The organism is Modestobacter sp. VKM Ac-2977 (assembly GCF_026968045.1).
GTDB lineage: Bacteria > Actinomycetota > Actinomycetes > Mycobacteriales > Geodermatophilaceae > Modestobacter.
On sequence record NZ_JAPVBQ010000004.1, the window covers coordinates 87248 to 113720 of the forward strand.

Below are 26473 nucleotides of genomic sequence, written 5' to 3' on the forward strand. Positions count from 1 at the left end.
GGAGCTCCGTGCCCCCCGCCACTCGCGCGCTCGCGGCGGGACCCTGCACGGGGGCCACCGCTCCGTTCAGCCGGCCGGGAGCCGGGCGAGCTGCGCGGTGGTGACCGCTGCCAGCTCGCGTCGGGCGTCCTCCGGGGTGTCCCCGACGGCCGCGACCGCGACGGTGAACACCCCGGCCGAGCACCAGGCGAAGGCGGCCGGGCCGGCCATCCGGTGCTCCGGCGCCGGGTCGTCCTGGGCCAGCAGCACGCAGTCGTCCGGCAGCCCGCTCGGGGAGCGGTCCAGCACACCGCCGTAGTGCTCGGCGTCGTTGCGGGCCAGGTCGTCGGCGTAGGTGACCGCGCCGGACGGGTCGGCGAACTGGTCGAGGAAGACGCTGGTCAGCTCCTCCTCCGACCGCCAGAAGCGCTCCCAGCCACGGGTGTACCCGTAGTCGGCGAGCACCTCCTGCTCGCGCTCCGCGTCCTGCCCGTAGCGGGCGACGTCGTCGATCGTCTTCTCCCCCGCCGGCGGGTCCAGCTCGTCGTCGGGCACCCGCGGCAGCCCGGACGGGACGTCGTCGACCAGCAGCGCCTCCAGCTCGGCCGGGCTGGCCGGGATCGCCGCCGTCGTCGCGGCCTCCGGTGCCGGTACGGCCTCCGAGGACGAGCAGCCGGCGCACACCGGGGCGACCAACAGCAGCACTGCCGCCGTGGCGCCCGGCAGCAGCCGCCGGGAGGTCATCCGGCGCCCAACACGGCGCCGTCCGGCGAGGCGGTCGCGGCCGGGGCGGTGACCGGTTCCCGGCCGGCCAGGGCGCTGGCCACCAGCCGGTCGACCAGCTCCGGGTAGCTCACCCCGGAGGCGGCCCACATCCGCGGGAACATCGAGATCGGGGTGAAGCCGGGCATCGTGTTGACCTCGTTGACGACCCACCGGTCGGCACCGGTCGCCGGGTCGGTGGTCAGGAAGAAGTCGACCCGGGCCAGCCCGGCGCAGTCCAGCGCCAGGTACGCCCGGCGGGACATCTCCTGCACCGCCCGGACCTGCTCGGTGGTGAGGTCGGCGGGCACGTCGAACTCGACGGCGTCCTCGAGGTACTTGGCGTCGAAGTCGTACCAGTCGGTGCCCGGCCGCAGCCGGATCTCCGCCGGCAGGCTGGCGTCGGGCAACCCGGCACCGGGCGCGGCGAGCACCCCGCACTCGATCTCCCGGCCGGGCACCGCGGCCTCGACCACGACCTTCGGGTCGACCGCGGCCGCCGTCGCGACGGCGGCCGGGAACTGCGCCCAGTCGGTGACCTTGGTGATGCCGATGCTGGAGCCGGCGCGGGAGGGCTTGACGAAGACCGGCAGCCCGAGCCGCGCCCGCGCCGCCTCGTCGAGCACCGCCGGGTCAGCGCACAGGGCGCCCGCGGCGTCGCGCAGCACCACGTGGTCACCCTGCGGGATGCCCGCCGCGGTGAGCAGCTTCTTGGTGAACTCCTTGTCCATCGAGGCGGCGCTGGCGAAGACCCCGGAGCCGACGTAGGGCAGCCCGGACATCTCCAGCAGGCCCTGGATGGTGCCGTCCTCGCCGTAGGCGCCGTGCAGCACCGGGAAGACGACGTCGACCTCGGTGAGCCGGCCGATCGCCTGCCCGGCGTCCAGCACCGCCAGCCCGCGGCCGGCCGGGTCGCCCACGAGGGACACCGCGGTGCCGTCGGCGACCTCGGGGAGCTGCCCGCCGTCGATGGCCAGGGCCTTGCCGTCGTGCAGCAGCCAGCGGCCGTCCCGGGTGATGCCGACGGGCACCACCTCGTACCGCTCCGGGTCCAGCGCGGCGAGCACGCTCCCGGCCGACACGCAGGAGATCGCGTGCTCCGCGCTCCGCCCGCCGAAGACGACAGCGACCCTGGTCTTGCGCGCCTTCCCGGTCATCGCCGCCGACCCTAGCCGAGGGTCCCGAGCGCGGATGTCAGGTCGGCCACCAGGTCGGTGGTGTCCTCGATGCCGCAGGAGAACCGCACGAACCCGGCCGGGACGGCGTCCCCGCCCCACTGGGCCCGCCGGTCGACCGTGGTGTGGATGCCACCGAAGCTGGTCGCCGCCGCGACCAGCCGGCTGCTGCGCACCAGCTGCGCCACGGCGTCCTCGTCGGCGAGCTCGGCGGAGACCACGCCGTTGGGGCGCAGCATCTGCCGGGTCGCCAGCGCGTACGACGGGTCCTGCGGCCGCCAGGGCCACCGGACGCCACTGACCGCCGGGTGCGCGGCCAGCAGCTCCGCCAGCGCGGCGGCGTTGGCGGCCTGCCGGGCCAGCCGCAGGTCCAGGGTGCCCATCGACCGGTGGGCCAGCCAGGCCTCGAACGCGCCGGGGGTGTTGCCGGTGGTCTTGCGCCAGGCGGCGATCCGGGTGTGCAGCTCCCGGCCGCGCTCGGTGCGGGCCGTGCTGACGTGCCCGAGCAGCACGTCGCTGTGCCCGGTCAGGGCCTTGGTGTCCGAGCCCACGGTGACGTCGGCACCCAGGGCCAGCGGGCGCTGCCCGATCGGTGAGGCCGTGGTGTTGTCCACCACCAGGAGCGCACCCGAGGCCTGGGTGGCCCGGGCGACGGCGGCGATGTCGCAGACGTCCAGCTGCGGGTTGCTGGGGGTCTCCAGCAGCACCAGCCGGACGCCGTCGAGGTCCCCGCGGGCGGCGACGTCCTCGATCTCCAGGGTGGGCACCAGCTGCACCTGGACGCCGAACCGGGCCAGCTCGTCGCGGGCGAGCACCCGGGTGGCGTAGTAGCCGTCCGACGGCAGCACGACGCGGTCGCCAGGACCGACCAGCGCCAGCACCGCGGAGCTGATCGCCGCCATGCCGGTGGCGAAGGACAGGCAGTCGCCGCCGTCCAGCTCGCCGACCGCACGTTCGAACACCCGCAGCGTCGGGTTGTCCGGGCGGGCGTAGCCGTCGGCGCCCTGCCAGCCGGGGGCCTCGTCCCCGAGGTGGTACGGCGCGGCGAAGACCGGCGACGGACGCAGCGGGGTGCCCGGCACGGCCGGGTCGTCGCCGGCGTGGACCAGCCGGGTGCCGTCGCCGAGGTCGGCGGGCAGGTCAGGAGTGGTCACGGACGGTCCTCCACGGGTGTGCGACGGCGCCCCGGGGAGCTACTCCGGCTTGGCCTCTCGGGACATCATCTCCCGCACCATCTGCGCGGCGGACTCCCCCTCGTGGCAGACCCGGACGACCGCCTCGGTGATCGGCACGTCGACCCCGTGCGCGCGGGCCAGGTCCAGCACCGAGCGGCAGCTCTTCACGCCCTCGGCGGTCTGCCGGGTGATCTGCTCCACCTCGGCGACCGACATGCCCTGGCCGAGGTGCTCACCGAAGGTGCGGTTGCGCGACAGCGGTGAGGAGCAGGTGGCGACCAGGTCGCCCAGCCCGGCCAGCCCGGCGAAGGTGGTCACGTCGGCGCCGAGGGCGATGCCCAGCCGGGCGGTCTCGGCGAGACCGCGGGTGATCAGCGAGGCGCGCGTGTTGTCCCCGAAGCCGAGACCGGCGGCGACCCCGCAGGCCAGCGCGATGACGTTCTTGACCGCGCCGCCCAGCTCGCAGCCGACCAGGTCCGGGTTGGTGTACGGCCGGAAGTAGCGGGTGTGGCAGGCCGCTTGCAGCGCCGCGGCCCGGTCGTCGTCGGAGCAGGCGATCACCGTGGCCGAGGGCTGCTCCTCGGCGATCTCCCGGGCGAGGTTGGGGCCGGACAGCGCCGCCACCCGGTCGGCACCGGCGCCGGTGACCTCGCGGATCACCTCGCTCATCCGCTTGGTCGTGCCGAGCTCGACGCCCTTCATCAGCGACAGCAGCGAGGAGTCGGCGGGCAGCAGCGGCGCCCAGCCGGTGAGGTTGGCCCGCAGCGTCTGGCTGGGCACGGCCAGCACGACGACCTCGGCACCGTCGAGCGCCTCGGCCGCGTCCCCGGTGGCGCGCACCGCGTCGGGCAGCCGCACCCCGGGCAGGTAGTCGGCGTTCTCCCGGCTCGCGGTGATCGACGCGACCAGCTCGGGACGGCGGGCGTGCAGCGTCACCGAGCACCCGGCGTCGGCGAGCACCTTGGCGAAGGTGGTGCCCCAGGAGCCGGCGCCCAGCACCGCGGCGCGGGTCATGCGGCCGCCCCGGCTCGCGGGGTGGGCACGGTGGCCGTGTGCGGCGACGACTGCTCGGACACCGGACCCCTTCCGTCTCGTGGCCCGCCGGCGATGCACCGACGACCCGGCCCATGATCGTGCCCTCCGGCCCGGATCGGCCGGCACGCGGCCCCGGGGTGTCGGGCGGCGTCCTCCTCAGCCGAGGCCGGGTGCCCGGTGGGTGAACCGCCCGCCGACCAGGGTGGCCAGCACCTCCGTTGCCCGCAGGCCGTCGGCGCCGTCGCGGGCGAGGACCGTCGCGGGCGGCTCGGCCACCACCACCAGGTCCGCCACGTCCCCGACCCGGACCCCGCGCCGTCCCCCGCTGGCTGCGGCCAGCGCGGTGTCCAGGTCCAGGTGCTGCTCGGGGTGCCAGGCCGGGCGGTCGTCCAGCGACCGGTGGACGGCGCTGGCGATGCCGTCCCAGGGGTCCAGCGGTGCGACCGGCGCGTCGGAGCCCAGCACGATCTCCGCGCCGGCGTCGACCAGCGCCCGGTAGGGGAACGCCCGCGCCGTCGCGGCGGCCCAGTGCTGGTCGGCGGCGTCCCGGTCGTCCAGGGCGTGCCGGGGCTGCACGCTGGCGACCACCCCCAGCTCGGCGAACCGCGGCAGGTCGGCGTCGTGCACCTGCTGGGCGTGCTCGATCCGCCCGGTGCAGCCGGCGGCGGCGAAGCCGTCCAGCGCGACCGCGGTGGCCCGGTCGCCGATGGCGTGCACGGCGAGGTCCAGCCCGGCCGCGCTCCCCCGGCGGAGCAGCCGCTCCAGCTCCTCCGGCGGGGTGCGCAGCACCCCGTGGGCGTCCGCTCCCGCGGCCCCCGGGTACGGGTCGTGGCAGAAGGCGGTGCGGGTGCCGAGGGAGCCGTCGACGAAGACCTTCAGCGGGCCCATCCGCACCCGGTCGGCGGCGACCGGGTCGACCACCCCGGGCAGCGGGTCGCCGCTGCGCAGCCCGGCGGCGATCGCCTCCTCCAGCCGGTCGATCCAGACCCCGGCCCGCACGCGCAGTGCGGGACCGCCCTCCCGCAGCCCGGCCCGCCGGGCCCAGGAGCCGATCAGGTCGCCGTACTCGAGGTCGACGACGGAGGTGAGGCCGCGCGCCGCCGCCGCGGCCATGGCGTCCAGCACCCAGCCGTCCAGGACTGCCGGGTCGACGCGGGCGGCCCGGGCCACGACGTCCATCGCCTCCTGCTCCAGCACGACCCCGGTCGGGGTGCTCAGGCCGAAGCGCCGGGTGGCGGCGGTGTTCGCCCAGGTGGTGTGCAGGTCGCCGCTGACCAGGACGACGCTGGTGTCCGGCGGCGCCACCCCGGCGAGGGCGTCGTCCAGGACGGCGGCGGTGGCCGGCTCGGTCCAGAGCGCGTCCCGGAAGCCGTGGCCGAGCACCACCGCTGCCGGCGCGGGCGGCGCGGCCTGCAGCGCCGCGGCCATCAGGGCCGCGGCCTCCTGCGCCGACTGCGCCGCGGAGACGTCGACCCGCCGCTGGGTCGCGGCCCACTGCTCCAGGTGGGTGTGCGCGTCCTGCAGACCGGGCAGCAGCACGGCGCCGGCCAGGTCCACGACCTCCAGCGGGACGGGGAGCCGGTCGAGGCCCGGGCCCCCGGAGGACAGGTCGTCGGCGATCGCCACCACCCGCCCGTCGGCGACCAGGACGTCGCGGGTCCGGGCGCCCAGCCGGGCCGAACGCAGCAGCACCGCGGTCATCGGCCGGTCCCGCCGGCGTGCCCGGCGCGCACCTGGGCGGCCCGCTGTGCGCGGAAGACCTCGGCCGGCCAGGCCGAGATGCCACCGAACCGCACCGCGGCGGCGGTGCCGTCGTCGGCCCAGGTGTACTCGACCGTCTCACCGGCCGCCCCGAACCCGGCGACCGCCTCCTGGCGCAGGGTGTCCGGGCCCTCCACCGTGAGCTCGAGGTGGTCCTCGGCCGGCTCGGGGGCGCTGGGGTGCAGCAGCACCAGCCGGCCGCCCAGCAGCGCGACGTCCGTGGCGCCCCAGAGGTTGACGAAGCGGCCGGCGTAGCGCGCCAGCTCGGCCGCCGGCGGCTGCGGCACGTCGGCGGGTGCAGCCAGGGCGAGGTCGAGCAGCGCGAACAGCCCCCGGGCCAGCACGTCGGCCGGCCCGTCCACGGCGTTGGTCAGCACGGTGACGACGACCTGGGCCTCCGGGTCGATCCAGGTGCGCGTGATGTGCCCCGGGAAGCCGCCGCTGTGCCCGACCAGCCGGCGCTCGCCGACGGTCCGCAGGTCCAGGCCCAGCCCGTAGTGCCGCGGCGGGGCGCCGTGCGCGCGGATCTCGGACTCGGGCCGGCGCATCAGCCGCTTGGTGTCCTCGCGCAGCAGCCGGGTGTCGCCGGTGGTCAGGGCCGCGCCGAAGGCGGTGAGGTCGCGGGCGGTCGACCAGAACCCGGTCGCCGCGGCCATCGCCCGGGTGTCCACCGCCGGGATGGTCAGCCGGGTGTCCTCGCCGTCCAGCAGGCCGGTGTGCCCGGTGGCGTGCTCGCCGGCCCGGGCCGGGTCCCACTCCGGTCCGGTGTCGACCAGGCCCAGGGGGTCGATCACCGTGCGTTGCACGTGCTCGGCGTAGGAGGTGCCGGTGACCGCCTCGATCGCCGAACCGAGCAGCGAGTAGCCGATGTTGGAGTACTTGAAGTGCTCGTTGCGCTGGAGGACCGCTCCCTCCTCGACCGCGATGCGCAGCAGCAGCTCCGCGTCCGGGAAGGGCCGGCCCAGCTGCCAGTGGTCGTTGTCCCGGCCGTCCCGGATGACACCGCCCTGGTGCCCGAGCAGCTCGCGGACGGTGACCTCGGCCACCGCCGACCCCTCGAGCGCCGGCACCCACTGACCGATCGGGTCGTCCAGCCGCAGCCGCCCGGCCTCGACCAGCTGCAGCACCGCGGTGGCGGTGAAGGTCTTGGAGTGCGAGGCGATCCGGAACAGGTGGCCGGCGGTCAGCGGTGCCCCGCTGTCCAGGTCGGCCACGCCCAGCGCGGTGTCCAGCACCAGCTCGCCACCGACCCGGACGGCGGCCTGCACGCCCGGCACCCGCAGCCGGCGGCGCTGGTGGTCCAGCCACGACTCCAGGTGGCCCGCCGCTGCGGTGGCGACCTCGGCGGTGCGCTCAGGGGTGGTGCTCATCGCGGCGAGCTCCTCGGGGCCGGCGGACTGTGGTGGAGGGAGCACATCACCTCACGCCGCGACGGCGGCAGCGGGCCCCCGGCGCGGGCCTGCCGTACCCGGCCGCGCAGCTCACCCCGGCCCCGGTGTGTTGAGCTTGCCCGGTGCAGCGGTGGTCGGTCGTCGTCCCGGCGAAGCGGCTCGACGCGGCCAAGACGCGGCTGGCACCGCTGACCGCGACGCTGTCCGGTGGCAGCCCGGCCGCACACCGGGAACTGGTGCTGGCCCTGCTGGGCGACACCGTCGCCGCCGCGATGGCCAGCCCCGCCGTCGGCCTGGTGCTGGTGGTCACCGACGACCCGCGGGCCGCCGCCGTCGTCACCGGACTGGGCGCCCGGACCGTCGAGGACCGGCCCGGCCGGGGACTCAACGCCGCCCTGGAGCACGGCGCCCGGGTCGCCCGGACCGGCGGCGCCGGCCCGCTGGCCGCGCTGAACTCCGACCTGCCGGCCCTGCGGGCCACCGAGCTGTCCGATGCGCTGGCCGAGGCGGCGGGCCGGCCCCGCAGCTTCGTCGCCGACACCGCCGGCACCGGGACGACGCTGCTGGCCGTCCCCGCCGGAGGGCTCGACCCGCGCTTCGGCCCCGGTTCCGCCGCCGCCCACACCGCGACCGGGGCGATCTCCCTGACCGGCGACTGGCCCGGGCTCCGCCAGGACGTCGACACCCCCGCCGACCTGGCGGCCGCCCGGCACCTCGGGGTCGGGCCCCGGACGACGGGGTTCCTCTCCTCCACCGCCTGGTGAGGCAGGATCGACCCGTGCCCGCTGCCTCTCCACCGCTGCCCGCCGACCGCTTCCTCAACCGCGAGCTCTCGTGGCTGGACTTCAACTCCCGGGTGCTCGAGCTGGCCGAGGACGACGCGCTGCCGCTGCTGGAGCGGGTGAAGTTCCTGTCGATCTTCGCCAGCAACCTCGACGAGTTCTTCATGGTCCGCATCGCCGGGATGAAGCGGCGGCAGAGCACCGGGCTGACCGTGCGCTCCCCCGACGGCCTGACCGTCCGGGAGCAGCTGGCCCGGGTCACCGAGCGCACCCAGGCCCTGGTCCACCGGCACGCCAGCGTCTTCGACAAGGACGTGGCGCCGCGGCTGGCCGAGCAGGGCATCCGGATCATCCACTGGTCGGACCTGGCCGAGGCCGACGCGATGCGGCTGCGGGAGTACTTCCGGGACCAGGTCTTCCCCGTGCTCACGCCGCTGGCGGTCGACCCCGCGCACCCCTTCCCCTACATCAGCGGGCTCTCGCTGAACCTCGCCGTCTCGGTGCGCGACCCGGACACCGGCGCCCCCCGCTTCGCCCGGATCAAGGTGCCCAACAACGTGCCGCGGTTCATCCCGATCGGGACGAACACCCGCAGCACGGACGCCGAGGCGGTGTTCCTCCCGCTGGAGGACCTGATCGCGGCGCACCTCACCGCGCTGTTCCCCGGCCTGGACGTGATCGACCACCACCTGTTCCGGGTCACCCGCAACGCCGACCTGGAGGTCGAGGAGGACCGCGACGAGGACCTGTTGCAGGCGCTGGAGCGGGAGCTGGCCCGGCGCCGGTTCGGCCCGGCCGTGCGCCTGGAGGTCACCGAGACGATGGACCCGCAGATCCTCGACGTCCTGGTGCACGAGCTGGAGATCAGCCCGGCCGACGTCGTCTCGGTGCCCGGGCTGCTCGACCTCGGCTCGTTGATGGCGCTCTACGACCTGGACCGCCCGGAGCTCAAGGACGAGCCGTTCGTGCCGGCCACGCACCCCCGGCTCAGCGAGGGCGAGACCCCCAAGAGCGTGTTCGCCACGCTGCGCGAGGGCGACGTGCTGGTGCACCACCCCTACGACTCCTTCGCCACCAGCGTGCAGCGGTTCATCGAGCAGGCCGCGGCCGACCCGGACGTGCTGGCGATCAAGCAGACGCTGTACCGCACGTCCGGTGACTCCCCGATCGTCTCGGCGCTGATCGAGGCGGCCCAGGCGGGCAAGCAGGTGGTCGTCCTGGTCGAGATCAAGGCCCGGTTCGACGAGGAGGCCAACATCAGCTGGGCCCGCTCGCTGGAGCGCGCCGGCTGCCACGTCGTCTACGGGCTGGTCGGCCTGAAGACCCACTGCAAGACCGCGCTGGTCGTCCGGATGGAGCACGGGGTGATCCGCCGGTACTGCCACATCGGCACCGGCAACTACAACCCGAAGACCGCGCGGATCTACGAGGACCTCGGCATCCTCACCGCCGACCCCCGGGTGGGCGCGGACCTCACCGACCTGTTCAACACCCTCACCGGCTACTCCCGGCAGACCACCTACCGCTCGCTGATGGTCGCCCCGCACGGGATCCGCACCGGCCTGGTCGAGAAGATCCGCCGCGAGGCCCGGCACGCCGCGGAGGGCAAGCCCGCAGGCATCCGGATCAAGGTGAACTCGCTGGTCGACGAGCAGATCATCGACGCGCTGTACGAGGCGTCACTGGCCGGCGTGCCGGTCGAGCTGGTCATCCGGGGCATCTGCGCCCTGCGACCGGGCGTGCCGGGGCTGAGCGAGAACATCCGGGTCCGCTCCATCGTCGGCCGGTTCCTGGAGCACTCCCGGGTCGTCAACTTCGCCAACGACGGTTCCCCGGAGTGGTGGCTGGGCAGCTCCGACCTGATGCACCGCAACCTGGACCGGCGGGTCGAGGTGCTGCTGCGGGTCAACGACCCGGTGGCCGCCCGCCAGCTGAAGCGCATGTTCGACGAGGCGATGGCCCCGGACGTGCGCAGCTGGCAGCTGGCCGGCGACTCGACCTGGACCCGCACCGGTGAGCGCGACAACCAGAAGGAGCTGCTGGCGCTGCGGGGTGAGAACGCTGGCTGAGGACGACCGGTTGATCCCCGCCGCCGGCGGCGTGGTCTGGCGCACCGCGGACGACGGCACGGTCGAGACCGCGGTGGTGCACCGGCCCAAGTACGACGACTGGTCGCTGCCCAAGGGCAAGCTGGACGCCGGAGAGCACCCGCTGGTCGCCGCGGTCCGGGAGGTCGGCGAGGAGACCGGCCTGCAGGTCGCGGTCGGCCGGCGCAGCGTGCAGACCCGGTACGCCCACCGCCAGGGCCCCAAGCGGGTCGACTACTGGGTGATGCAGGCCACCGGCGGCGCCTTCGCGCCCAACGACGAGGTCGACGAGCTGCGCTGGCTGCCGGTGCCCGAGGCCGTCGACCTGGTCAGCCACAGCCACGACCGGGCCGTGCTCGAGGACCTCGCCCGCACCGACGCGCCCCGGGCACCCCGGGTGCTGCTGGTGCGGCACGCCTCGGCCGGCGACCGGTCGGACTGGGACGGCCCGGACGACACCCGCCCGCTGGACCGCCGGGGCCGCGCGCAGGCCGCGACGCTGGCCGCCGTCCTGCCGGTCTTCGCGCCGTCCCGGCTGCTGGCTGCCCCGCCGGTGCGCTGCGGACAGACCCTCGACCCGCTGGCCCGCGAGCTGGGGCTCCCCGTGGGGCCGGTGCCCGAGCTGGGCGAGGAGGGGTTCGACGCCGACCCGCAGGCCGGCGTCGAGCTGGTGACCCGGCTGCTGGCGGACACCGCCGCCGCCGGCCCGGTGGTCATCTGCAGCCAGGGCGGCGCCATCCCCGCGGCGCTGCTCGCGCTGGGGGTGCGGTGGCACGACACCGCCGGGGCGCTGTGGCCGCCGTCGGCGAAGGGCAGCGTGTGGGCGCTCGGCGGCCGGCCCGGCGCCCTGGTCGCCGACTACTACCGCGACTTCACCGCCGACCCCGCGGCCCCGGCCGGCACGCTGACGCCCAGCAGCGCCGGCCGGGGCTGACGCCGGCCCCCTCTCGGGGGCCGACCCTCAGGCGGGGAGCGCCGGCAGGGAGCGGGGCAGCCAGGCCGGGCGCGCGGCCTCGAACGCGGTGATGTCGTCGAGGTGCCGCTCGGTGAGGCCGACGTCGTCCAGCCCCTCGAGCAGCCGCCAGCGGGTGTAGGGGTCGACCTCGAACGGCACGGTGACCGAGCCGTAGGTGACCTGCTCGGCCCGCAGGTCCACGGTGACCGGGGTGGCCGGGTCGGCCTCGATCGTGGCCCACAGCGCCTCGACGTCCGGCTCGGACATCAGCACGGTGAGCAGCCCGGACTTGGTCGAGTTGTTCTTGAAGATGTCGGCGAACCGGGAGCTGATGACCACCCGGAAGCCGCCGTCCAGCAGCGCCCAGACCGCGTGCTCCCGGGAGGAGCCGGTGCCGAAGTCGGGCCCGGCGACCAGGATCGAGGCGTCGGCGTACTGCGGCTGGTTGAGCACGAAGTCGGGCTCGTTGGTGCGCCAGGCGACGAACAGCCCGTCCTCGAACCCGGTGCGGGTGATCCGCTTGAGGTACTCGGCCGGGATGATCTGGTCGGTGTCGACGTTGCTCCGCCGCAGCGGGGCGGCGGTGCCGGTGTGCGTGGTGAAGGCGTCCATGTCGGTCAGACTCCAGCGGGGATCGGGGCGTCGGGCAGGTCGGCGGGGGCGGTGAGCCGGCCGGTGAGCGCGGTCGCCGCGGCGACGGCCGGGGAGACCAGGTGGGTGCGCCCGCCCTTGCCCTGCCGGCCCTGGAAGTTGCGGTTGCTGGTGGAGGCCGCACGCTCGCCCGGCTTCAGCTGGTCGGGGTTCATGCCCAGGCACATCGAGCAGCCCGCGCCCCGCCACTCGGCGCCGGCGTCGAGGAAGACCTGGTCCAGGCCCTCGGCCTCGGCCTGCAGCTTCACCTGCACCGAGCCGGGGACGACGAGCATCCGGGTGCTGGCGTCGACGTGCTTGCCCTTCAGCAGGGCGGCGGCGACCCGGAGGTCCTCGATCCGGCCGTTGGTGCACGACCCCAGGAAGACGGTGTCGACGTCGATCTCGCGCAGCGGGGTGCCGGCGGTCAGGCCCATGTAGGCCAGCGCGGACTCGGCGGCCCGGCGCTCGTTCTCGTCGGCGATCGTGGCCGGGTCGGGCACCGCGGCGTCGATCGGCAGCCCCTGGCCGGGGTTGGTGCCCCAGGTGACGTAGGGGGTCAGCGAGGCCGCGTCGATGTGCACCTCGTGGTCGAAGACGGCGTCGTCGTCGGTGGTGAGGGTCGACCAGTGCGCGACGGCGGCGTCCCAGTCGGCGCCCTGCGGGGCGTGCGGGCGGCCCTGCAGGAAGTCGAACGTCGTCTGGTCGGGGGCGATGAGCCCGGCGCGGGCGCCGGCCTCGATCGACATGTTGCAGATCGTCATCCGGGCCTCCATGGACAGCGCCTGGATCGCGCTGCCCCGGTACTCGATGACGTGGCCCTGGCCGCCGCCGGTGCCGATCTGGGCGATGACGGCGAGGATGACGTCCTTGGCCGAGACGCCCGGGGGCAGCTCGCCGTCGACGGTGACCGCCATCTGCTTGGCCGGCAGCTGCGGCAGCGTCTGGGTGGCGAGCACGTGCTCGACCTCGCTGGTGCCGATGCCGAAGGCCAGCGCGCCGAAGGCGCCGTGGGTGGAGGTGTGACTGTCGCCGCAGACGATGGTCATGCCCGGCTGGGTGAGCCCCAGCTGCGGGCCGATCACGTGCACGATCCCCTGGTCCCGGTCGCCCATCGGGGCCAGCCGGATGCCGAACTCGGCGGCGTTGCGCCGGAGCGCGTCCACCTGGGCCCGGCTGATCGGGTCGGCGATCGGGGACAGGATGTCCAGGGTCGGGACGTTGTGGTCCTCGGTGGCCATGGTGAGGTCCGGACGACGCACGGTGCGGCCGGCGGCCCGGAGCCCGTCGAAGGCCTGCGGGCTGGTCACCTCGTGCACGAGGTGCAGGTCGATGTAGAGGAGGTCGGGCTCTCCCGTCGTCCGCCGGACGACGTGCTGCTCGTACACCTTCTGCGCCAGGGTCCTGCCCACGGGGTCCTCCTCGTTGCCATCTCACATGTTGGGATGCGAGTATTGCTACGTGGGACAGCCTAACCCCGTCGCGGTCCTGGACAAAGCCGTGGCCATCCTCCGCGCCGTGTCGGCCGAGCCGGCCAGCCTCGCTGAGCTGGTGGCGCGTACCGAGCTGCCGCGGGCGACCGCACACCGGCTCGCCACGGCCCTGGAGGCGCACCGCCTGCTGCGGCGCACCGACACCGGTGCCTGGGCCCCCGGCCCGGCGCTGGCCGAGCTCGGGCGGGGTGGCGTCGACCTCGGCGACCTGGCCGGCCGGCACCTGGCCGTGCTGCGCGACAGCACCGGTGAGAGCGCCCAGTTCTACGTGCGGGACGGCAGCAGCCGGGTGTGCATCGCCGTCGCCGAACGCGCCAGCGGACTGCGCGACACCGTGCCCCTGGGTGCCCGCCTCCCCCTGACCGCCGGGTCGGCGGCGCACGTGCTCCTGGCCTTCTCCCCCGCCGAGGAGGTCACCGCCCTGCTGCCGGCGGCGAGCTTCACCGCCCGCACCCTGCTCGACGTCCGCCGCCGCGGCTGGGCGCACAGCGTCGCCGAGCGCGAGGCCGGGGTCGCCTCGCTGTCCGCCCCGGTGCGCGACGGTGCCGGTGGCGTGCTGGGTGCCGTCTCGATCTCCGGCCCGGTCGAGCGACTGGGCCGCCGCCCCAGTCCCGAGGTGGTCTCCGCCGTCCTGGACGCCGCCGTCGCCGTCTCGCGGGCAGCCCGCTGACACGCTTGTTCGTTCCTACGTACTTTCGTACTATTGGCGCATGGACGACGCCCGCCTGACCCGGATCGAGGAGCGGCTCGCCGCGCTGGAACAGCAGCGGTCACAGCCACCCGGCCCCGTGCCACCGGACCGCGAACGGTTCTGGCTGCTGCACGGGCTGGCCGCCGAGGCGGCCGAGCTGCCAGGTGGTGCGGTCGCCTACGGCGGGCAGGTGCGCCTGCCCGGCGGCGAGGAGTACGCCTGGCAGCGCACCCACGACGCCGAGGGGCTGCGCGCGGCCGGGCCGGACGACGACGAGACCCTCACCACCGCGCTGTCGGCCCTCGCCCACCCGGTCCGGCTGCGGCTGCTCCGGGAGGTGCTGGGCGGGCACACCACGACCGCAGCGCTGGCCGCGCTGCCGGGCCTGGGCACCACCGGACAGCTGCACCACCACCTGCGCCAGCTCACCGCCGCCGGCTGGCTGCGCACGGCCGGCCGGGGCACGTACGCGGTACCGGCCGAGCGGGTCGTGCCGCTGTACGTCGTGCTCGCGGCGGTGGCCCCGTGACCGGCGCGACGCTCCAGCGACTGGTGGCCCGTGCCCGTCCGCCGCTGCCCGCGCTCGGCGTGCTGCTGATCCTGGCGGACACCGTGGGCCTGCTGGCCTGGGGTGCGCTGGCCGGCATCGTCGTCCTGGTCGGGTTCGGCCTGCTCGACCGGGTGCGCCCCCCCGCCGCCCCGGTGCGCGTGGTCGACCCCCCGGTGCGCGGCCCCTGGCGGGCCCTGAACTCCCCGGCCACGAAGGTCCCCTCGCACGGGACCAACAGCCTGGGGCAGACCTACGCGATCGACCTGGTGCTGGACCCGCCCGACGGCAGCCGCCCGGAGTTCGGCTCCGGCGGGCACTGGCGCCGGCCCGAGGAGTACCCGGCGTTCGGGCAGCCGGTGCTCAGCCCGGTGGACGGCGTGGTGGTGCGCGTGCACCAGCGGCGGCGCGACCACCGGGCCCGCAGTGGCTGGCTCTCGATCCTCCACCTGCTGGTGGTCGAGAGCTTCGTCCGGCAGGTGGGCGGCGCGCGCTGGCTCGCCGGCAACCACGTCGTCGTCCGGGCCGACGACGGGGCGTTCGCCGCCCTCGTCCACCTGCGCCGCGGCTCGGTCCTGGTGGAGCGGGGTCAGCGAGTCGTCGCCGGGCAGCAGCTGGCCGAGTGCGGCAACTCGGGGAACAGCAGTGAACCGCACCTGCACGTCCAGCTGTGCGACTCCCCGGGGCTGGGTGGTGCCACCGGCGTCCCGATGGCCTTCCGCGCCGGTGCCGCCGACGGCGCCGACGGGCTACCGGCCGACGGCGAGCTGCTCGGCGTGGCCGTCCGGTGACGCACGACGGCCCGCGGTGGGGTCCCCACCGCGGGCCGTCGTCGGGTGTCCTGCCGGGCTACCGGCCGGCGGTGTCCGCTCCGCCGGTCGGGTCCTCGACCGCCTCGCCGCCCTCGACGACCACCGGCCGCAGCCGGGTCCAGGCGACGAAGACCAGGGCGAAGACCAGCATGCCGATGCCGGCCCACAGGTTGGCGTTCACGCCACCGGTCTTGGCGGCCTCGGCCGCGCCGTAGTCGACGATGCCCAGGACGACCAGGACGACGCCGTAGAGCCCGATCAGGGCCGCGATGACGACCCGGACGTCGTAGGCGCCCGCCGTGTGCCGACCACCGGTCGCCGGCGCCTCACCCGGGTCCTGCCCGTTGCTCGGAGTGCTCATGGGGGTGCTCCTCTCGGGAACGCTGGCCACGGTCAGCGGAAGATCAGGTTCAGCGCGATGACGAGCACCAGCGAGATGCCGGCGAGCTTCGTCGGCGACTGGTACCAGGGCAGCTCGTGCGCATCGGGGTCGGTGCGCACCTCCTTCGGCGTCTCGGAGTAGACCAGCCCGGCCAGCTCGGAGACCGGCTTCGGCGCGGTCACCATGCTCACCGCGACGCTCACCGCGATGTCCACGACGAAGGCCGCACCGGCGGCCACGAAGCTGGCGCCCTGCCCTTCCAGCCCGATCACGCCGACCTCGCTCAGCGACCACACGAGCACCGCGGCGAGCGTGCCGGAGACCAGTCCGGCCCAGCCGGCGGTCGGGGTCATCCGCTTCCAGAACATGCCCAGGATGAACGTGGCGAACAGCGGGGCGTTGAAGAAGCCGAAGAGCGTCTGCAGGTAGTCCATCAGGTTGTCGAAGCCCGCGGCGATGAGCGCGGTGAAGATGGCCGTCACCGTGGCCCCGACGGTCGCCAGCCGGCCGACCTTGAGGTAGTACTCGTCGGGGCGGTCCTTCTTCACGTACTGCTGCCACAGGTCGTAGCTGAAGACGGTGTTGAAGGCAGAGATGTTGGCCGCCATGCCCGCCATGAACGACGCCAGCAGGCCGGCGATCGCCACGCCCAGCAGGCCGTTGGGGAGCACGTCGCGGATCAGCAGCAGGATCGAGTCGTTGTAGGTGACCCCGGGGTCACCGCCGGCCTTCAGCTCCTGCACCTCGTTGACCAGGACCGCGGCGATCATGCCGGGGACGATCACGATGAACGGGATGAACATCTTCGGGAACGAGCCGATGATCGGGGTGCTCCGTGCGGCCGACATCGACTTGGTGGCCATCGCCCGCTGGACCTCGACGAAGTTCGTCGTCCAGTAGCCGAAGGAGAGCACGAAGCCCAGGCCGAAGACGATCCCGATGACCGACAGCACCGGGTTGTCGATGCTGGTCAGGTCGCTGGCCGGCCAGGAGCTGAGGTCGTTCTCGTTGCCGCCGTCGCGGATCGAGTCGATCAGCCCGCCGACGCCGCCCACCCGGTTCAGACCGATCAGCGTCAGCGGCAGCAGCGCGGCCACGATGACGAAGAACTGCAGCACCTCGTTGTAGATGGCCGCCGACAGGCCGCCGAGGGTGATGTAGCTCAGCACGACCGCCGCGGCGACGATCAGCGAGATCCACTGCGGCCAGCCCAGCAGGGCGTTCACGACGGTCGCCAGCAGGTAGAGGTTGATGCCGGCGATGAGCACCTGGGCGAGCGCGAAGCTCAGCGCGTTGACCAGGTGGGCGCCGGTGCCGAAGCGGCGGCGCATGAACTCCGGGACGCTGCGCACCTTCGACCCGTAGTAGAAGGGCATCATCACCACGCCCAGGAAGAGCATGGCCGGCACGGCGCCGATCCAGAAGTAGTGGAACGTGGCCATGCCGAACTGGGCGCCGTTGGCCGACATGCCGATGATCTCGACGGCGCCGAGGTTGGCCGAGATGAACGCCAGACCGGTCACCCAGGCCGGGAGAGACCGGCCGGACAGGAAGAAGTCGAGGCTGTCGGACACCCGGCTGCGGGCGGCGAAGCCGATGAGCAGGACGACAGCGAAGTAGGCGGCGACGAGCGCGTAGTCGACGAGGTTCGCGTCGAGTCGCAGGCTCTCCTCCGCGGCGAGGACCACCGGGGTTCCCTCCAGGTTCGGTGAGATCGGGTCTCCGGCCACGGACGGCCGGGACCCCTGCCTGCCTCACAGGGCGGGCACGGTGGTGCGGCGCGATGATCAGCTTTGCGAAGCTAACAAAGTAGTGCGATCCCGGCACTTCGTTGGTCACCGCAACCGGGGGTTCTGTGACCAGACCCACGGCGGCGCGCCCCGAGGACGAGCAGAGCCCCCGACCCGTGGGGGTCGGGGGCTCTGTCAGGTGTAGCCCCGAAGGGATTCGAACCCTCGCTACCGCCGTGAGAGGGCGGCGTCCTGGGCCGCTAGACGACGGGGCCAGGTGGTGCGGCGCTGATTCTGCCAGACGGCCGGGGCCGGCTCGCGAGACCCCTCTCCCGTGGCGCCGTCTCCGTGGTGCCCGGCGGAACGAGGCTGCCCGGAGAGCGCACAGAGACGACGAGAGCCCCCGACCCGTGGGGGTCGGGGGCTCTGCCAGGTGTAGCCCCGAAGGGATTCGAACCCTCGCTACCGCCGTGAGAGGGCGGCGTCCTGGGCCGCTAGACGACGGGGCCAGGTGGTGCAGTGGTGCGGTCGTGCTGAGGAGCCGTGCTCCTCGCTGGGGTACCAGGACTCGAACCTAGACTAACGGAACCAGAAACCGTCGGGCTGCCAATTACCCCATACCCCATTGGCCGTGCAGCACCTTGCGGCGCCGGGAAAGAACACTACCCGATCCCCCGGGAGCCAGCACGGGCACCCCCCTCGTGGGCGCGTCAGCCCCCCGGTGGCCGGCCCCAGCCGCCGGAGGACGGCGGCGCGGTCCAGGCACCCGGCGCCGCCGGGGGGCCCCACGGCAGCTGGGCAGGTGGCATGCCCCACGCCGGACGACCGGGGGCCGCCGTGAGGGCAGGCGCCGGCAGTTGCAGCGCGGGGCTGAGCAGCTCCGGCCGCAGCCGCCGGCTGGCGACGGCCACCCAGGCGAGGAAGGCGACCATCCCGGACATCCCGAGCAGGGTGGTCACCCAGCTCAGGGCGCCGCCGGGGTCGGCGGTGGCCAGCTCCTCGCCCAGGGCGCCGGCCAGCACGAAGATCACCACGTTGTTGACCGCGTGCAGCGCGATGGCGGCCTCGAGCCCCCCGGTCAGCCAGACGACCCCCGACAGCACCAGGCCGATGACGAACCGGTAGAGGAACGACTCGGCGTCCGGCGGCAGGTGGGCGGCAGAGAACAGGGCGGCCGTCAGCACCGCCGCGACCACCGCGCCGGCCTGTGGTCGGCCCACCCAGCCAGCGATCGCCTGGCTCAGGTAGCCGCGGAAGACGTACTCCTCGGCCGCGCACTGCAACGGCGTCGTCAGCAGCACGACCAGCAGGAGCCAGCCGAAGGAGGAGGTCGGCCCGGTGATCGACAGGTCGGTGGCCGCGACGGTCAGCAGCAGGCCGGCGGCGACCGCCAGCCCGAGGGTCGCCAGTGCCCGCCAGGTCCAGGGCAGCAGCATCCGCCAGCGCAGTCGGCCCAGCACCGAGGACGACCAGCCGATCCGCAGCCCGTGCGGTACCAGCCAGCACACCCACACGATCGGGATCGCCACGATCAGCGAGGCGTTGGTGAACAGCAGGACCCAGACGTCGGTGAGGTCCGTCATGGCGAGGTCGGGCACCACGCCGGTCAGGTAGACGACCAGCACCAGCACCACCGCCGCCACCCCGTAGAGGACGGTGAACAGCAGCAGGCCCAGCAGCGGCCGCCACCAGGCCCAGTCCCGCGTCCGCATCAGCAGCTCGTACCGCTGCGGGGTGTCGTGCGGCGGCGCCCCGGGCGGGGTCACCGGCCGGGCCGGTCGCGGAGGGCGCTGCGCCGGAGGTGGGTAGGTGCCCAGTGCCGGAGGTGGGTAGGTGCCCAGTGCCGGAGGTGGGTACGGCGGGAGCCCGGCTGCCGGGTACGGCCCACCGGGAGGCGCCCACCCGGGACCGCCCGGCGGCGGGCCGAGCGGGACCCGGGGCGGGGCGCCGTACCGGCCGGTCGGCGGCGGGCCCGCGTACGGCGGCTCACCCTGCCCCCAGGCGGTCCAGCCCCCGCCGGTCATCCGGTCGCGATCCCCCGGGCAGCGGCGAGCCGGCCCAGGGTGCGCTCGCGGCCCAGCAGCTCCATCGACTCGTACAGCGGTGGGGAGACCGTCCGGCCGCTGACCGCCACCCGGACCGGGCCGAAGGCCTGCCGTGGCTTGCGGCCCAGCCCCTCGACCAGGGCCTCCTTGAGCGCCGTCTCGATCGCCGGGGTCGTCCACTCCGGCAGCGCCTCCAGCGCCGCCGATGCGGCGTCCAGCACCTCACCGGCACCGGCGCCCAGCTGCTTGTCCGCGGCCGCCGGGTCGATCTCGACGTCCTCGGCGAACAGGAAGCCGAGCAGCCCGACCGCGTCGGACAGCACGATCATCCGCTCCTGGGCCAACGGTGCGATCGCCTCGAGCGTGGCGGCCTGCTCGGCGGTGGGCGGGTCGGCGACCAGCCCGGCGCCGGCCAGGTATGGGGCGACCCGGGAGATGAACTCGTCCACCGGCAGCGCCCGCAGGTGCGTGGCGTTGATCGCCTCGGCCTTCTTCAGGTCGAAGCGGGCCGCGTTGGCGTTGACGCTGTCGACGTCGAAGGCGGCAGCCATCTCCTCGGGCGAGAAGACGTCCCGGTCCTCGGCGATCGACCAACCCAGCAGCGCGAGGTAGTTGACCAGGCCCTCGGGCAGGAAGCCGCGATCGCGGTAGACGTCGAAGTTCGACTGCGGGTCCCGCTTGGACAGCTTCTTGTTGCCCTCGCCCATCACCAGGGGCAGGTGCCCGAAGCGGGGCGTGCCGGCCGCGACCCCGATGTCGGTCAGCGCGGCGTACAGGGCGAGCTGGCGCGGGGTGGAGGACAGCAGGTCCTCCCCGCGCAGCACGTCGGTGATGCCCATCAACGCGTCGTCGACCGGGTTCACCAGCGTGTACAGCGGGGTGCCGTTGCCCCGGACGAGCACGAAGTCGGGAACCGCACCGGCGGCGAACCGGACCTCGCCGCGCACGTGGTCGTGCCAGGTCAGGTCGGCGTCGGGCATCCGCAGCCGGACGACGGCCTCCCGGCCCTCCGCGAGGAAGGCGGCCCGCTGCGCATCCGTCGTCGTCCGGTCGGCGTTGTCGTACCCGAGCTTGGGGTCCTGGCCGGCCGCGGCCCGCCGGGCGTTGACCTCCTCCGGCGTGGAGAACGACTCGTAGGCGTGCCCGGACTCCAGCAGCCGGGCGACGACGTCGCGGTACACCTCGCTGCGCTCGGACTGCCGGTAGGGGCCGTGCGGACCGCCGATCTCGGGGCCCTCGTCCCAGTTCAGCCCGAGCCAGCGCAGGCAGTCCAGCAGGTGGCGCTCGGACTCCAGGGTGTTGCGAGCGGGGTCGGTGTCCTCGATCCGGACGACGAACGCGCCCCCCGTGTGCCGGGCGTAGGCCCAGTTGTAGAGCGCCGCCCGCATGACGCCGACGTGCACGGTGCCGGTCGGGGACGGGCAGAACCGGGTGCGCACCGGGCCGGTCGGGGCGGTCATCGGACGCCTGACGTGGAGGTCGGGTCAGCGCCGGCGACGGTGCTGGTCAGCGTGCCCAGGCCCTCGATCGTGCACTCGACCCGCTGCCCCGGGGCGATCGGGCCGACGCCGGCCGGGGTGCCGGTCAGCACCACGTCACCGGGCAGCAGGGTCATCACCTGGGAGATGTGGGAGATCAGGGTCGGCACGCCGAACAGCAGCTGGCTGGTCCGGCCGGACTGGCGCAGCTCGCCGTCCACGCTGCAGGTGATCTCCAGGTCCGCCGGGTCCTTGCCGAGGCCGGCCAGGTCGGTCTCGATCCACGGGCCCAGCGGGCAGAAGGAGTCGAAGCCCTTGGCCCTGGTCCACTGCCCGTCGTTGCGCTGCATGTCCCGCTCGGTCACGTCGTTGCCGATCGTGTAGCCGAAGACGCTGGACAGCGCCTGCTCCGGGCTCACCTGACGGGCACCGCGCGCCCCGATGACGACGGCGAGCTCGACCTCGTGGTGCACGTTCGTGCTGCCGGCCGGGACGCGGATCGCGTCGCCCGGGCCGATCACCGTGGTGGAGGGCTTGAGGAAGACCAGCGGCTCCTTGGGAGCGTCCCCGGTCGCCATCTCCTGCACGTGGTCGGCGTAGTTCTTGCCGATGCCGACCACCTTGCTCGGGAGGATCGGTGAGAGCAGCCGGACGTCGGCCGCGGCGTACCGCTGACCGCTGAAGGAGATCTGACCGAACGGGTGGCCTTCGATCTGGGCGACCTGGCCGTCCCCGTCGAGGACCCCGAAGGACATGCCGGCTGGGTGGGCGAAGCGGACGATGCGCACGTCCTCAGGCTAGTCGGGGCTCTCGATCCGGCTACCGTGCGGCATCCCCCGGTCGCTACCGTGCGTCATGGCCGCCCGGATCACCGCCGTCACCGTCGACAGTCGCGACCCCGTCGCCCTCGCCGCCTGGTGGGCGGGTGTGCTGGGCTACGAGGTCCTCGACCGGGCGGACGACGGGTACACCGAGATCGGCCCGCCGGGCGCACCCGAGAAGGGGCCGGTGCCGACGCGGGCCTTCGTGCCCGTCGCCGACCGCACCCCCGGCAAGGTGCGGCTGCACCTGGACCTCAACGCCACCGACCGGTCGCAGGCCGAGGAGCTGGACCGGCTGCTCGCCCTCGGCGCCACCCCGGTGGACGTGGGCCAGGGCCCGCTCACCGAGGAGATGACCTGGCACGTGCTGGCCGACCCGGAGGGCAACGAGTTCTGCCTGCTGGCCAGCACGGTGGCGCCGATCAGGGGTTGACCGCTCAGGGGTTGAAGTCGGCCTCCGGCGCCACCTCGACGTCCAGCAGCAGCGGGGCATCGAGGTCCCGGAGTCGGGGCAGCACGTCGTCCAGCACCTCCAGCAGCTCCTCGTGGGTGCTGATCCGCCGGGCCGGGCAGCCCAGCGCTGTGGCCAGGCTGGAGAGCCGGACCTCCGGGAAGCTCGGCCACGGCGCCTTGCCCGCCCCCTGCCGCTCGACCAGCTTGTCCATGATCGCGTAGCCGCCGTTGGCGAAGACGACGAACAGGACGCCGACGCCGTAGCGGGCCGCCGTCCACAGCGACTGGACGGCGTACATCGACGAGCCGTCGCCGAGCACCGCCACCACCGGCCGGTCCGGGCGGGCCATCCGGACGCCGATGGCGGCCGGCATCCCGAAGCCGAGGCCGCCCATGGCCACGCCCAGGTACCCCAGTGGCTGCCGCGAGGGGACCATCTCCTCCAGCACCTGGCGGGTGGACGGCGACTCCTCCACCACCACCGTGTCCGGGTCCAGGCGCCGGGCGAGCTGGGCGTAGACGTGCGGCGCCCGCAGCGGCTCCCCCGGTGCCGGCGGCGGCACGGTGACCGGCTCCCGCGGTGGACCGGCGGGCAGGCCTCGGTCGGTCACCCGCTCGGCGAGTGCGGTGCAGAAGACGCCCGGGTCGGTGAGCACGGCCAGGTCGGCGGGGCTCCGGTGCACCTCGGCCGGGTCCTGGCTGACCTGCACGATCCGGGCGCCGGGGTCGACGAAGGGCCCGGGCTGGTAGGGGTACTGCCGGAAGGCCGGGCCGCCCACCACCAGCACGAGGTCGTGGCCGGCCAGCACCCCGCGCAGCCGCTCCCGCCCGGCGGGCAGGAGCCCCTGGTACTGCGGGTGGTCCTGGGGGAAGCCGGCCCGGGCGCCGAAGGCCTCCTGCCGCACGGGCGCGGCCAGCCGTTCGGCCAGCTGCACCAGTGCGGCCCGGGTGACGGCGGTGTCCGCGCCGGCGCCGACCACCAGCACCGGCGACGTCGCGCCGTCGAGCAGTTCGGCGACCTCGGCGACCGTCGCCTCGTCGACCCCGACCGGCCGTCGCACCACGGTCGCAGCGGCCAGCGGTCCGGCGTCGGACATCGGCTGCGCCCAGTCGTCCATCGGGACGACCACGATCGCCGGGCCGCGTCCGGTGACCGCCTCGTGGTGGGCCCGGGCGATCGACCCCGGGACGTCCTGGGCCCGGACGGGCTGGTCGACCCAGACCGGGTAGTCGCCGGCCAGGCCGGCGAGCCGGCCGGCCAGGAAGGGCTCCAGGGCGAGGTGCCGCCGGTCCTGCTGGCCGACCACGACCACCAGCGGCGCGCGGTTCACCCGGGCGGTGGCCAGCGCGCCGACTGCGTTGCCCAGGCCCGCGGTGGTGTGCAGGTTGACCAGGGCGGGCCGGTCGTGGGCGATGGCCCAGCCGGTGGCGATGCCCACCACCGACCCCTCGTGCAGCGCCAGCACGAACTCGATGTCGTCAGGGAGCCCGGCGAGGAAGGGCACCTCGGTCGAGCCCGGGTTGGCGAACATCGTGGTCAGGCCCAGCCGGCGCAGCACGTCGAACGTGACGTCCCGGACCGTCGGCGTCACCGGAGGGGTGGTGGGGTCGGGCACGGTCAGTCGGTCGCGAGCAGCGCGTCGACGTCGGCGGTCTCCTCGGTGATCCCGTACTCCGCCATCAGCTCGGCGACCGTCTCCATCGACTCCACGTTGATCTCCTCGGGGAAGGCCGGGAGGGCGATCTGCTCGGCGGTCTCCGGTGTGATGCTGGTGTAGGTGGTGATGATCCGGCGCAGCTCGTCCGGGTTGTCCTGGGCGTACTGCAGCGACTCGGCCATGGCGGCCTGGAAGTCGTCGACCAGCTCGGGGTTCTCGGCGAGCATCTGCTCGGTGGTGAAGTAGGTCGCCACGGTGAGGTCCTCCACCGGCTCGGCGAAGTTGCGCACCACGGCGCGGGCGCCCTGGCCGGTGGCGACGGTGACGAACGGCTCGACCACCCAGGCGGCGTCCACGTTGCCGTTGGCCACCGCGGCCGGCATGTCGGGGAAGGCCAGCTCGACGAAGTCGATGGTCGAGGAGTCACCGCCGGCGTCCTCGACCGCCTTGCGGATCGTGACCTCGCCGATGTTCTTGAGGTTGTTCACCGCCACGGTCTTGCCGGCCAGGTCGGCCGCGGTCTGCACCGGGCTGTCCGCGGGCACCACGACGGCGGAGAAGTCGGTCTCGGGGTCACCGGTGGAGGCGGTCCCGTTGGAGACGACCTGCAGCGGCAGGCCCTGCGTCTGGGCCAGCAGCAGGGAGGTCACGTTGCCGAAGGCGAAGTCGAAGTCCCCGGCGACCACACCCGGCACGGCGGCGGCGCCGCCGGACCCGGGCACCAGTTCCAGCTCGATGCCGCGCTCCTCGAAGAAGCCCTGCTCCTGACCGAGGTAGATGGGGGCGACGTCGATGATCGGGATGATCCCGACGGAGACCTGGGCCAGACCGCCCTCGGTCTCGGTGGCCGGCTCGTCGGACGAGCCGCCGCAGGCGGCGGCGGTGGTGAGCAGCGTGAGAGCGGTGATCGGGGCGAGCAGGCGACGCATGGTGGCTCCTTTGCCGGACGTACGGGGTGGAGAGGGGGCGGAGCCTGGACTAGTGACCGGGGTCCGCGGCCACGGTGGGCTGCCCGGCCCGGTGGCTGCCGGTGGTGAGCTCGTCGCGCTGGTGCTGGTCGCCCTTGCGGTGCTTGGCCAGCTGGATCTGCTCGTAGACGTGCCCGCGCAGCTCGGCGAACCGCGGGGAGGAACGGGTCTCCAGCTGGTTGCGCTCGTCGGGCAGGTCGATGGCGAGGTCCTCCATGATCACGGTGGGCGAGGAGGAGAGGACCAGCACGCGCTGCCCCAGGTAGACCGACTCGTCGATGTCGTGGGTGACGAAGAGGATGGTCACCCCCAGCTTGTGCCACAGCGACCGGATCAGGTCCTCCAGGTCGGCGCGGGTCTGGGCGTCGACGGCGGCGAACGGCTCGTCCATCAGCAGCACCTTGGGCTCGTACGCCACCGCCCGGGCGATCGCCACCCGCTGCTGCATGCCGCCGGACAGCTGCCACGGGTAGGCGCTGTGCACGTCGGCCAGGCCCACGGCCTCCAGCGCGTCGCGCACCAGCTCCCGCCGGCGGGCCTTGTCCAGCTTCTTCTGCTTCAGCGGCAGCTCGACGTTGCCCTCCACCGTCAGCCACGGGTACAGGCTGCGGCCGTACTCCTGGAAGACCACCGCCATCGCCTCCGGCGGCCCGTCGACCCGCGAGCCGGCGAGGGTGACCGTGCCGGAGGTGGGCTCCAGCAGCCCGGCGATGCACTTGAGCAGCGTCGTCTTCCCCGCGCCCGAGGGGCCCACGATGCAGACCAGTTCGCCGTCCCCGACGGAGAAGGTCAGGTCACGGACGGCCTCGACGGTGCGGCCAGAACCGGTGTAGGTCTTCTGCACCCCGGCGACGTCGAGCAGCGGCTGGGTCATCAGTTCTCTCCTCGCTGAGATCGGCGCAGGCCGTGGTACCAGCGCAGGGTGCGCCGTTCGAAGAGCTGGAAGAGCAGGGACAGGACGAACCCGAGCAGGCCGAGCAGCAGGATGCCGCTCCACATCTCCGGGATGGCGAAGCTGCGCTGGAACTGGATCACGCTGAAGCCCAGCCCGTTGGTGGAGGCGAACATCTCGCTGATGACCATGAGGATGATCGAGATCGACAGCGCCTGGCGCATGCCGGCGACGATCTGCGGGCTGGCGGCCGGGAGCACCAGGTGGCGCAGCCGGGCCAGGCCGGTGACGCCGTAGGACCGGGAGGTGTCGGACAGGACGTCGTCGACCGCGCGCACCCCCTCGACGGTGTTCAGCAGCACCGGCCAGACCGCGCCGGAGATGATCACGATGACCTTCGCGGTGTCCCCGATGCCGGCGAACAGGAACAGGATCGGGATCAGCGCCGGTGGCGGGATGGCTCGGAAGAACTCCAGCACCGGCTCGGTCACCCGGCGCAGGGTGCGGTTGGCGCCCAGCAGCACGCCCAGCCCGACCCCGACGACGACCGCACCGGTGTAGCCGATCAGCAGCCGGGTGACGCTGGGCAGGACGTCGGCGCGCAGCCGCTCGGAGAACCAGACGTCACCGAAGGTCGTCAGGATCGTCTGCAGCGGTGGTGCGTAGTAGCTCGTGCTGTCCGCCGACCACACCCACCACAGCGTGACCAGGACGACGGGCAGGGTGAGCGCGTAGCCCAGCGTCCTGCCCCAGCGCAGCACCGGGTTCATG

24 protein-coding genes and 3 tRNA genes are annotated in these 26473 nt (G+C 74.1%); 7 read left to right on the forward strand and 20 right to left on the reverse strand.

Features of this window, described 5'->3' with window-relative positions:
- Window positions 1-66: 66 nt before the first annotated feature.
- From O2V63_RS17060 to O2V63_RS17085, 6 genes are all read right to left on the reverse strand, one after another.
- Window positions 67-723 carry a hypothetical protein gene (locus O2V63_RS17060; RefSeq protein ID WP_269168732.1) on the reverse strand — a complete coding sequence of 219 codons (657 nt, stop codon included), beginning with the start codon at window positions 721-723 and terminating at the stop codon, window positions 67-69.
- Window positions 720-1898, reverse strand: a complete 1179-nt coding sequence (locus O2V63_RS17065; RefSeq protein ID WP_269168733.1) for a D-alanine--D-alanine ligase family protein — start codon at window positions 1896-1898, stop codon at window positions 720-722. The genes O2V63_RS17060 and O2V63_RS17065 overlap by 4 nt, the downstream gene beginning before the upstream one ends.
- An 11-nt stretch (window positions 1899-1909) precedes the next feature.
- On the reverse strand, window positions 1910-3070 hold the full coding sequence (locus O2V63_RS17070) for a cystathionine gamma-lyase (RefSeq protein ID WP_269168734.1): 1161 nt from the start codon (window positions 3068-3070) through the stop codon (window positions 1910-1912).
- Between the two features lie 39 nt (window positions 3071-3109).
- Window positions 3110-4105 carry an NAD(P)H-dependent glycerol-3-phosphate dehydrogenase gene (locus O2V63_RS17075; protein WP_269168735.1) on the reverse strand — a complete coding sequence of 332 codons (996 nt, stop codon included), beginning with the start codon at window positions 4103-4105 and terminating at the stop codon, window positions 3110-3112.
- A gap of 177 nt (window positions 4106-4282) precedes the next feature.
- On the reverse strand, window positions 4283-5827 hold the full coding sequence (locus O2V63_RS17080) for an amidohydrolase (protein WP_269168736.1): 1545 nt from the start codon (window positions 5825-5827) through the stop codon (window positions 4283-4285).
- The gene (locus O2V63_RS17085) at window positions 5824-7257 is read right to left on the reverse strand and encodes a serine hydrolase domain-containing protein (RefSeq protein WP_269168737.1); all 1434 of its coding nucleotides are present in this window, start codon (window positions 7255-7257) and stop codon (window positions 5824-5826) included. Before O2V63_RS17085 ends, O2V63_RS17080 begins: the two co-directional genes overlap by 4 nt.
- 143 nt (window positions 7258-7400) lie before the next feature.
- Between O2V63_RS17085 and cofC the strand changes: the two genes are divergently transcribed.
- From cofC to O2V63_RS17100, 3 genes are read left to right on the forward strand one after another with little or no spacing between them, the layout of a single operon-like run.
- The gene (cofC, locus tag O2V63_RS17090) at window positions 7401-8042 is read left to right on the forward strand and encodes a 2-phospho-L-lactate guanylyltransferase (protein ID WP_269168738.1); all 642 of its coding nucleotides are present in this window, start codon (window positions 7401-7403) and stop codon (window positions 8040-8042) included.
- 14 nt (window positions 8043-8056) lie between these two features.
- Window positions 8057-10129 carry an RNA degradosome polyphosphate kinase gene (locus O2V63_RS17095; RefSeq protein ID WP_269168739.1) on the forward strand — a complete coding sequence of 691 codons (2073 nt, stop codon included), beginning with the start codon at window positions 8057-8059 and terminating at the stop codon, window positions 10127-10129.
- A 10-nt stretch (window positions 10130-10139) separates the two neighbouring features.
- The gene (locus O2V63_RS17100; RefSeq protein WP_269168740.1) at window positions 10140-11081 is read left to right on the forward strand and encodes an NUDIX hydrolase; all 942 of its coding nucleotides are present in this window, start codon (window positions 10140-10142) and stop codon (window positions 11079-11081) included.
- 27 nt (window positions 11082-11108) lie between these two features.
- Here the strand turns inward: O2V63_RS17100 and leuD are convergent, their stop codons facing one another.
- Complete coding sequence (gene leuD / locus O2V63_RS17105) at window positions 11109-11714, reverse strand: 3-isopropylmalate dehydratase small subunit (RefSeq protein ID WP_269168741.1); 606 nt, start codon at window positions 11712-11714, stop codon at window positions 11109-11111.
- A gap of 5 nt (window positions 11715-11719) precedes the next feature.
- Window positions 11720-13144 carry a 3-isopropylmalate dehydratase large subunit gene (leuC, locus tag O2V63_RS17110; RefSeq protein WP_269168742.1) on the reverse strand — a complete coding sequence of 475 codons (1425 nt, stop codon included), beginning with the start codon at window positions 13142-13144 and terminating at the stop codon, window positions 11720-11722.
- Between the two features lie 88 nt (window positions 13145-13232).
- Between leuC and O2V63_RS17115 the strand changes: the two genes are divergently transcribed.
- The 3 genes from O2V63_RS17115 to O2V63_RS17125 are packed head-to-tail and all read left to right on the forward strand — an operon-like array spanning window position 13233 to window position 15254.
- Window positions 13233-13895 (forward strand): IclR family transcriptional regulator, encoded by a 663-nt coding sequence (locus O2V63_RS17115; protein WP_241176056.1) that lies wholly within the window; start codon window positions 13233-13235, stop codon window positions 13893-13895.
- 40 nt (window positions 13896-13935) lie between these two features.
- On the forward strand, window positions 13936-14445 hold the full coding sequence (locus O2V63_RS17120; protein ID WP_269168743.1) for an ArsR/SmtB family transcription factor: 510 nt from the start codon (window positions 13936-13938) through the stop codon (window positions 14443-14445).
- Window positions 14442-15254: a M23 family metallopeptidase gene (locus tag O2V63_RS17125; protein WP_269168744.1), complete on the forward strand. Its 813-nt coding sequence runs from the start codon at window positions 14442-14444 to the stop codon at window positions 15252-15254. Before O2V63_RS17120 ends, O2V63_RS17125 begins: the two co-directional genes overlap by 4 nt.
- A 58-nt stretch (window positions 15255-15312) precedes the next feature.
- On the opposite strand, the gene O2V63_RS17130 is transcribed toward O2V63_RS17125, so the two are convergent.
- From O2V63_RS17130 to O2V63_RS17165, 8 genes are all read right to left on the reverse strand, one after another.
- On the reverse strand, window positions 15313-15636 hold the full coding sequence (locus O2V63_RS17130; protein WP_269168745.1) for a hypothetical protein: 324 nt from the start codon (window positions 15634-15636) through the stop codon (window positions 15313-15315).
- Window positions 15637-15668: 32 nt separating this feature from the next.
- Window positions 15669-17387, reverse strand: a complete 1719-nt coding sequence (locus O2V63_RS17135) for a sodium:solute symporter family protein (RefSeq protein ID WP_269168746.1) — start codon at window positions 17385-17387, stop codon at window positions 15669-15671.
- 202 nt (window positions 17388-17589) lie between these two features.
- Window positions 17590-17662: transfer RNA gene (locus O2V63_RS17140), tRNA-Glu, on the reverse strand.
- Window positions 17663-17823: 161 nt separating this feature from the next.
- A tRNA-Glu gene (locus tag O2V63_RS17145) sits at window positions 17824-17896 on the reverse strand.
- A 44-nt stretch (window positions 17897-17940) separates the two neighbouring features.
- Window positions 17941-18012 (reverse strand) — tRNA-Gln (locus O2V63_RS17150).
- 85 nt (window positions 18013-18097) lie between these two features.
- Window positions 18098-19153 carry a CPBP family intramembrane glutamic endopeptidase gene (locus O2V63_RS17155; RefSeq protein WP_269168747.1) on the reverse strand — a complete coding sequence of 352 codons (1056 nt, stop codon included), beginning with the start codon at window positions 19151-19153 and terminating at the stop codon, window positions 18098-18100.
- Between the two features lie 254 nt (window positions 19154-19407).
- Entirely contained in the window at window positions 19408-20892 is a 1485-nt protein-coding gene (gltX, locus tag O2V63_RS17160) for a glutamate--tRNA ligase (protein WP_269168748.1), read from the reverse strand.
- The gene (locus O2V63_RS17165) at window positions 20889-21698 is read right to left on the reverse strand and encodes a fumarylacetoacetate hydrolase family protein (protein ID WP_269168749.1); all 810 of its coding nucleotides are present in this window, start codon (window positions 21696-21698) and stop codon (window positions 20889-20891) included. Before O2V63_RS17165 ends, gltX begins: the two co-directional genes overlap by 4 nt.
- 67 nt (window positions 21699-21765) lie before the next feature.
- Between O2V63_RS17165 and O2V63_RS17170 the strand changes: the two genes are divergently transcribed.
- Window positions 21766-22164: a VOC family protein gene (locus O2V63_RS17170; protein WP_269168750.1), complete on the forward strand. Its 399-nt coding sequence runs from the start codon at window positions 21766-21768 to the stop codon at window positions 22162-22164.
- A gap of 4 nt (window positions 22165-22168) precedes the next feature.
- On the opposite strand, the gene mdlC is transcribed toward O2V63_RS17170, so the two are convergent.
- Genes mdlC through O2V63_RS17190 form a run of 4 tightly spaced genes read right to left on the reverse strand, consistent with a single transcriptional unit; the run spans window position 22169 to window position 26472 of the window.
- Window positions 22169-23800, reverse strand: coding sequence for a benzoylformate decarboxylase (gene mdlC / locus O2V63_RS17175; protein ID WP_269168751.1), 1632 nt, complete (start codon window positions 23798-23800; stop codon window positions 22169-22171).
- A 2-nt stretch (window positions 23801-23802) separates the two neighbouring features.
- The gene (locus O2V63_RS17180; protein ID WP_269168752.1) at window positions 23803-24771 is read right to left on the reverse strand and encodes an ABC transporter substrate-binding protein; all 969 of its coding nucleotides are present in this window, start codon (window positions 24769-24771) and stop codon (window positions 23803-23805) included.
- Window positions 24772-24820: 49 nt separating this feature from the next.
- Window positions 24821-25684: an ABC transporter ATP-binding protein gene (locus tag O2V63_RS17185; RefSeq protein ID WP_269168753.1), complete on the reverse strand. Its 864-nt coding sequence runs from the start codon at window positions 25682-25684 to the stop codon at window positions 24821-24823.
- Window positions 25684-26472, reverse strand: a complete 789-nt coding sequence (locus O2V63_RS17190) for an ABC transporter permease (RefSeq protein WP_269168754.1) — start codon at window positions 26470-26472, stop codon at window positions 25684-25686. The genes O2V63_RS17185 and O2V63_RS17190 overlap by 1 nt, the downstream gene beginning before the upstream one ends.
- Window position 26473: the final 1 nt, after the last annotated feature.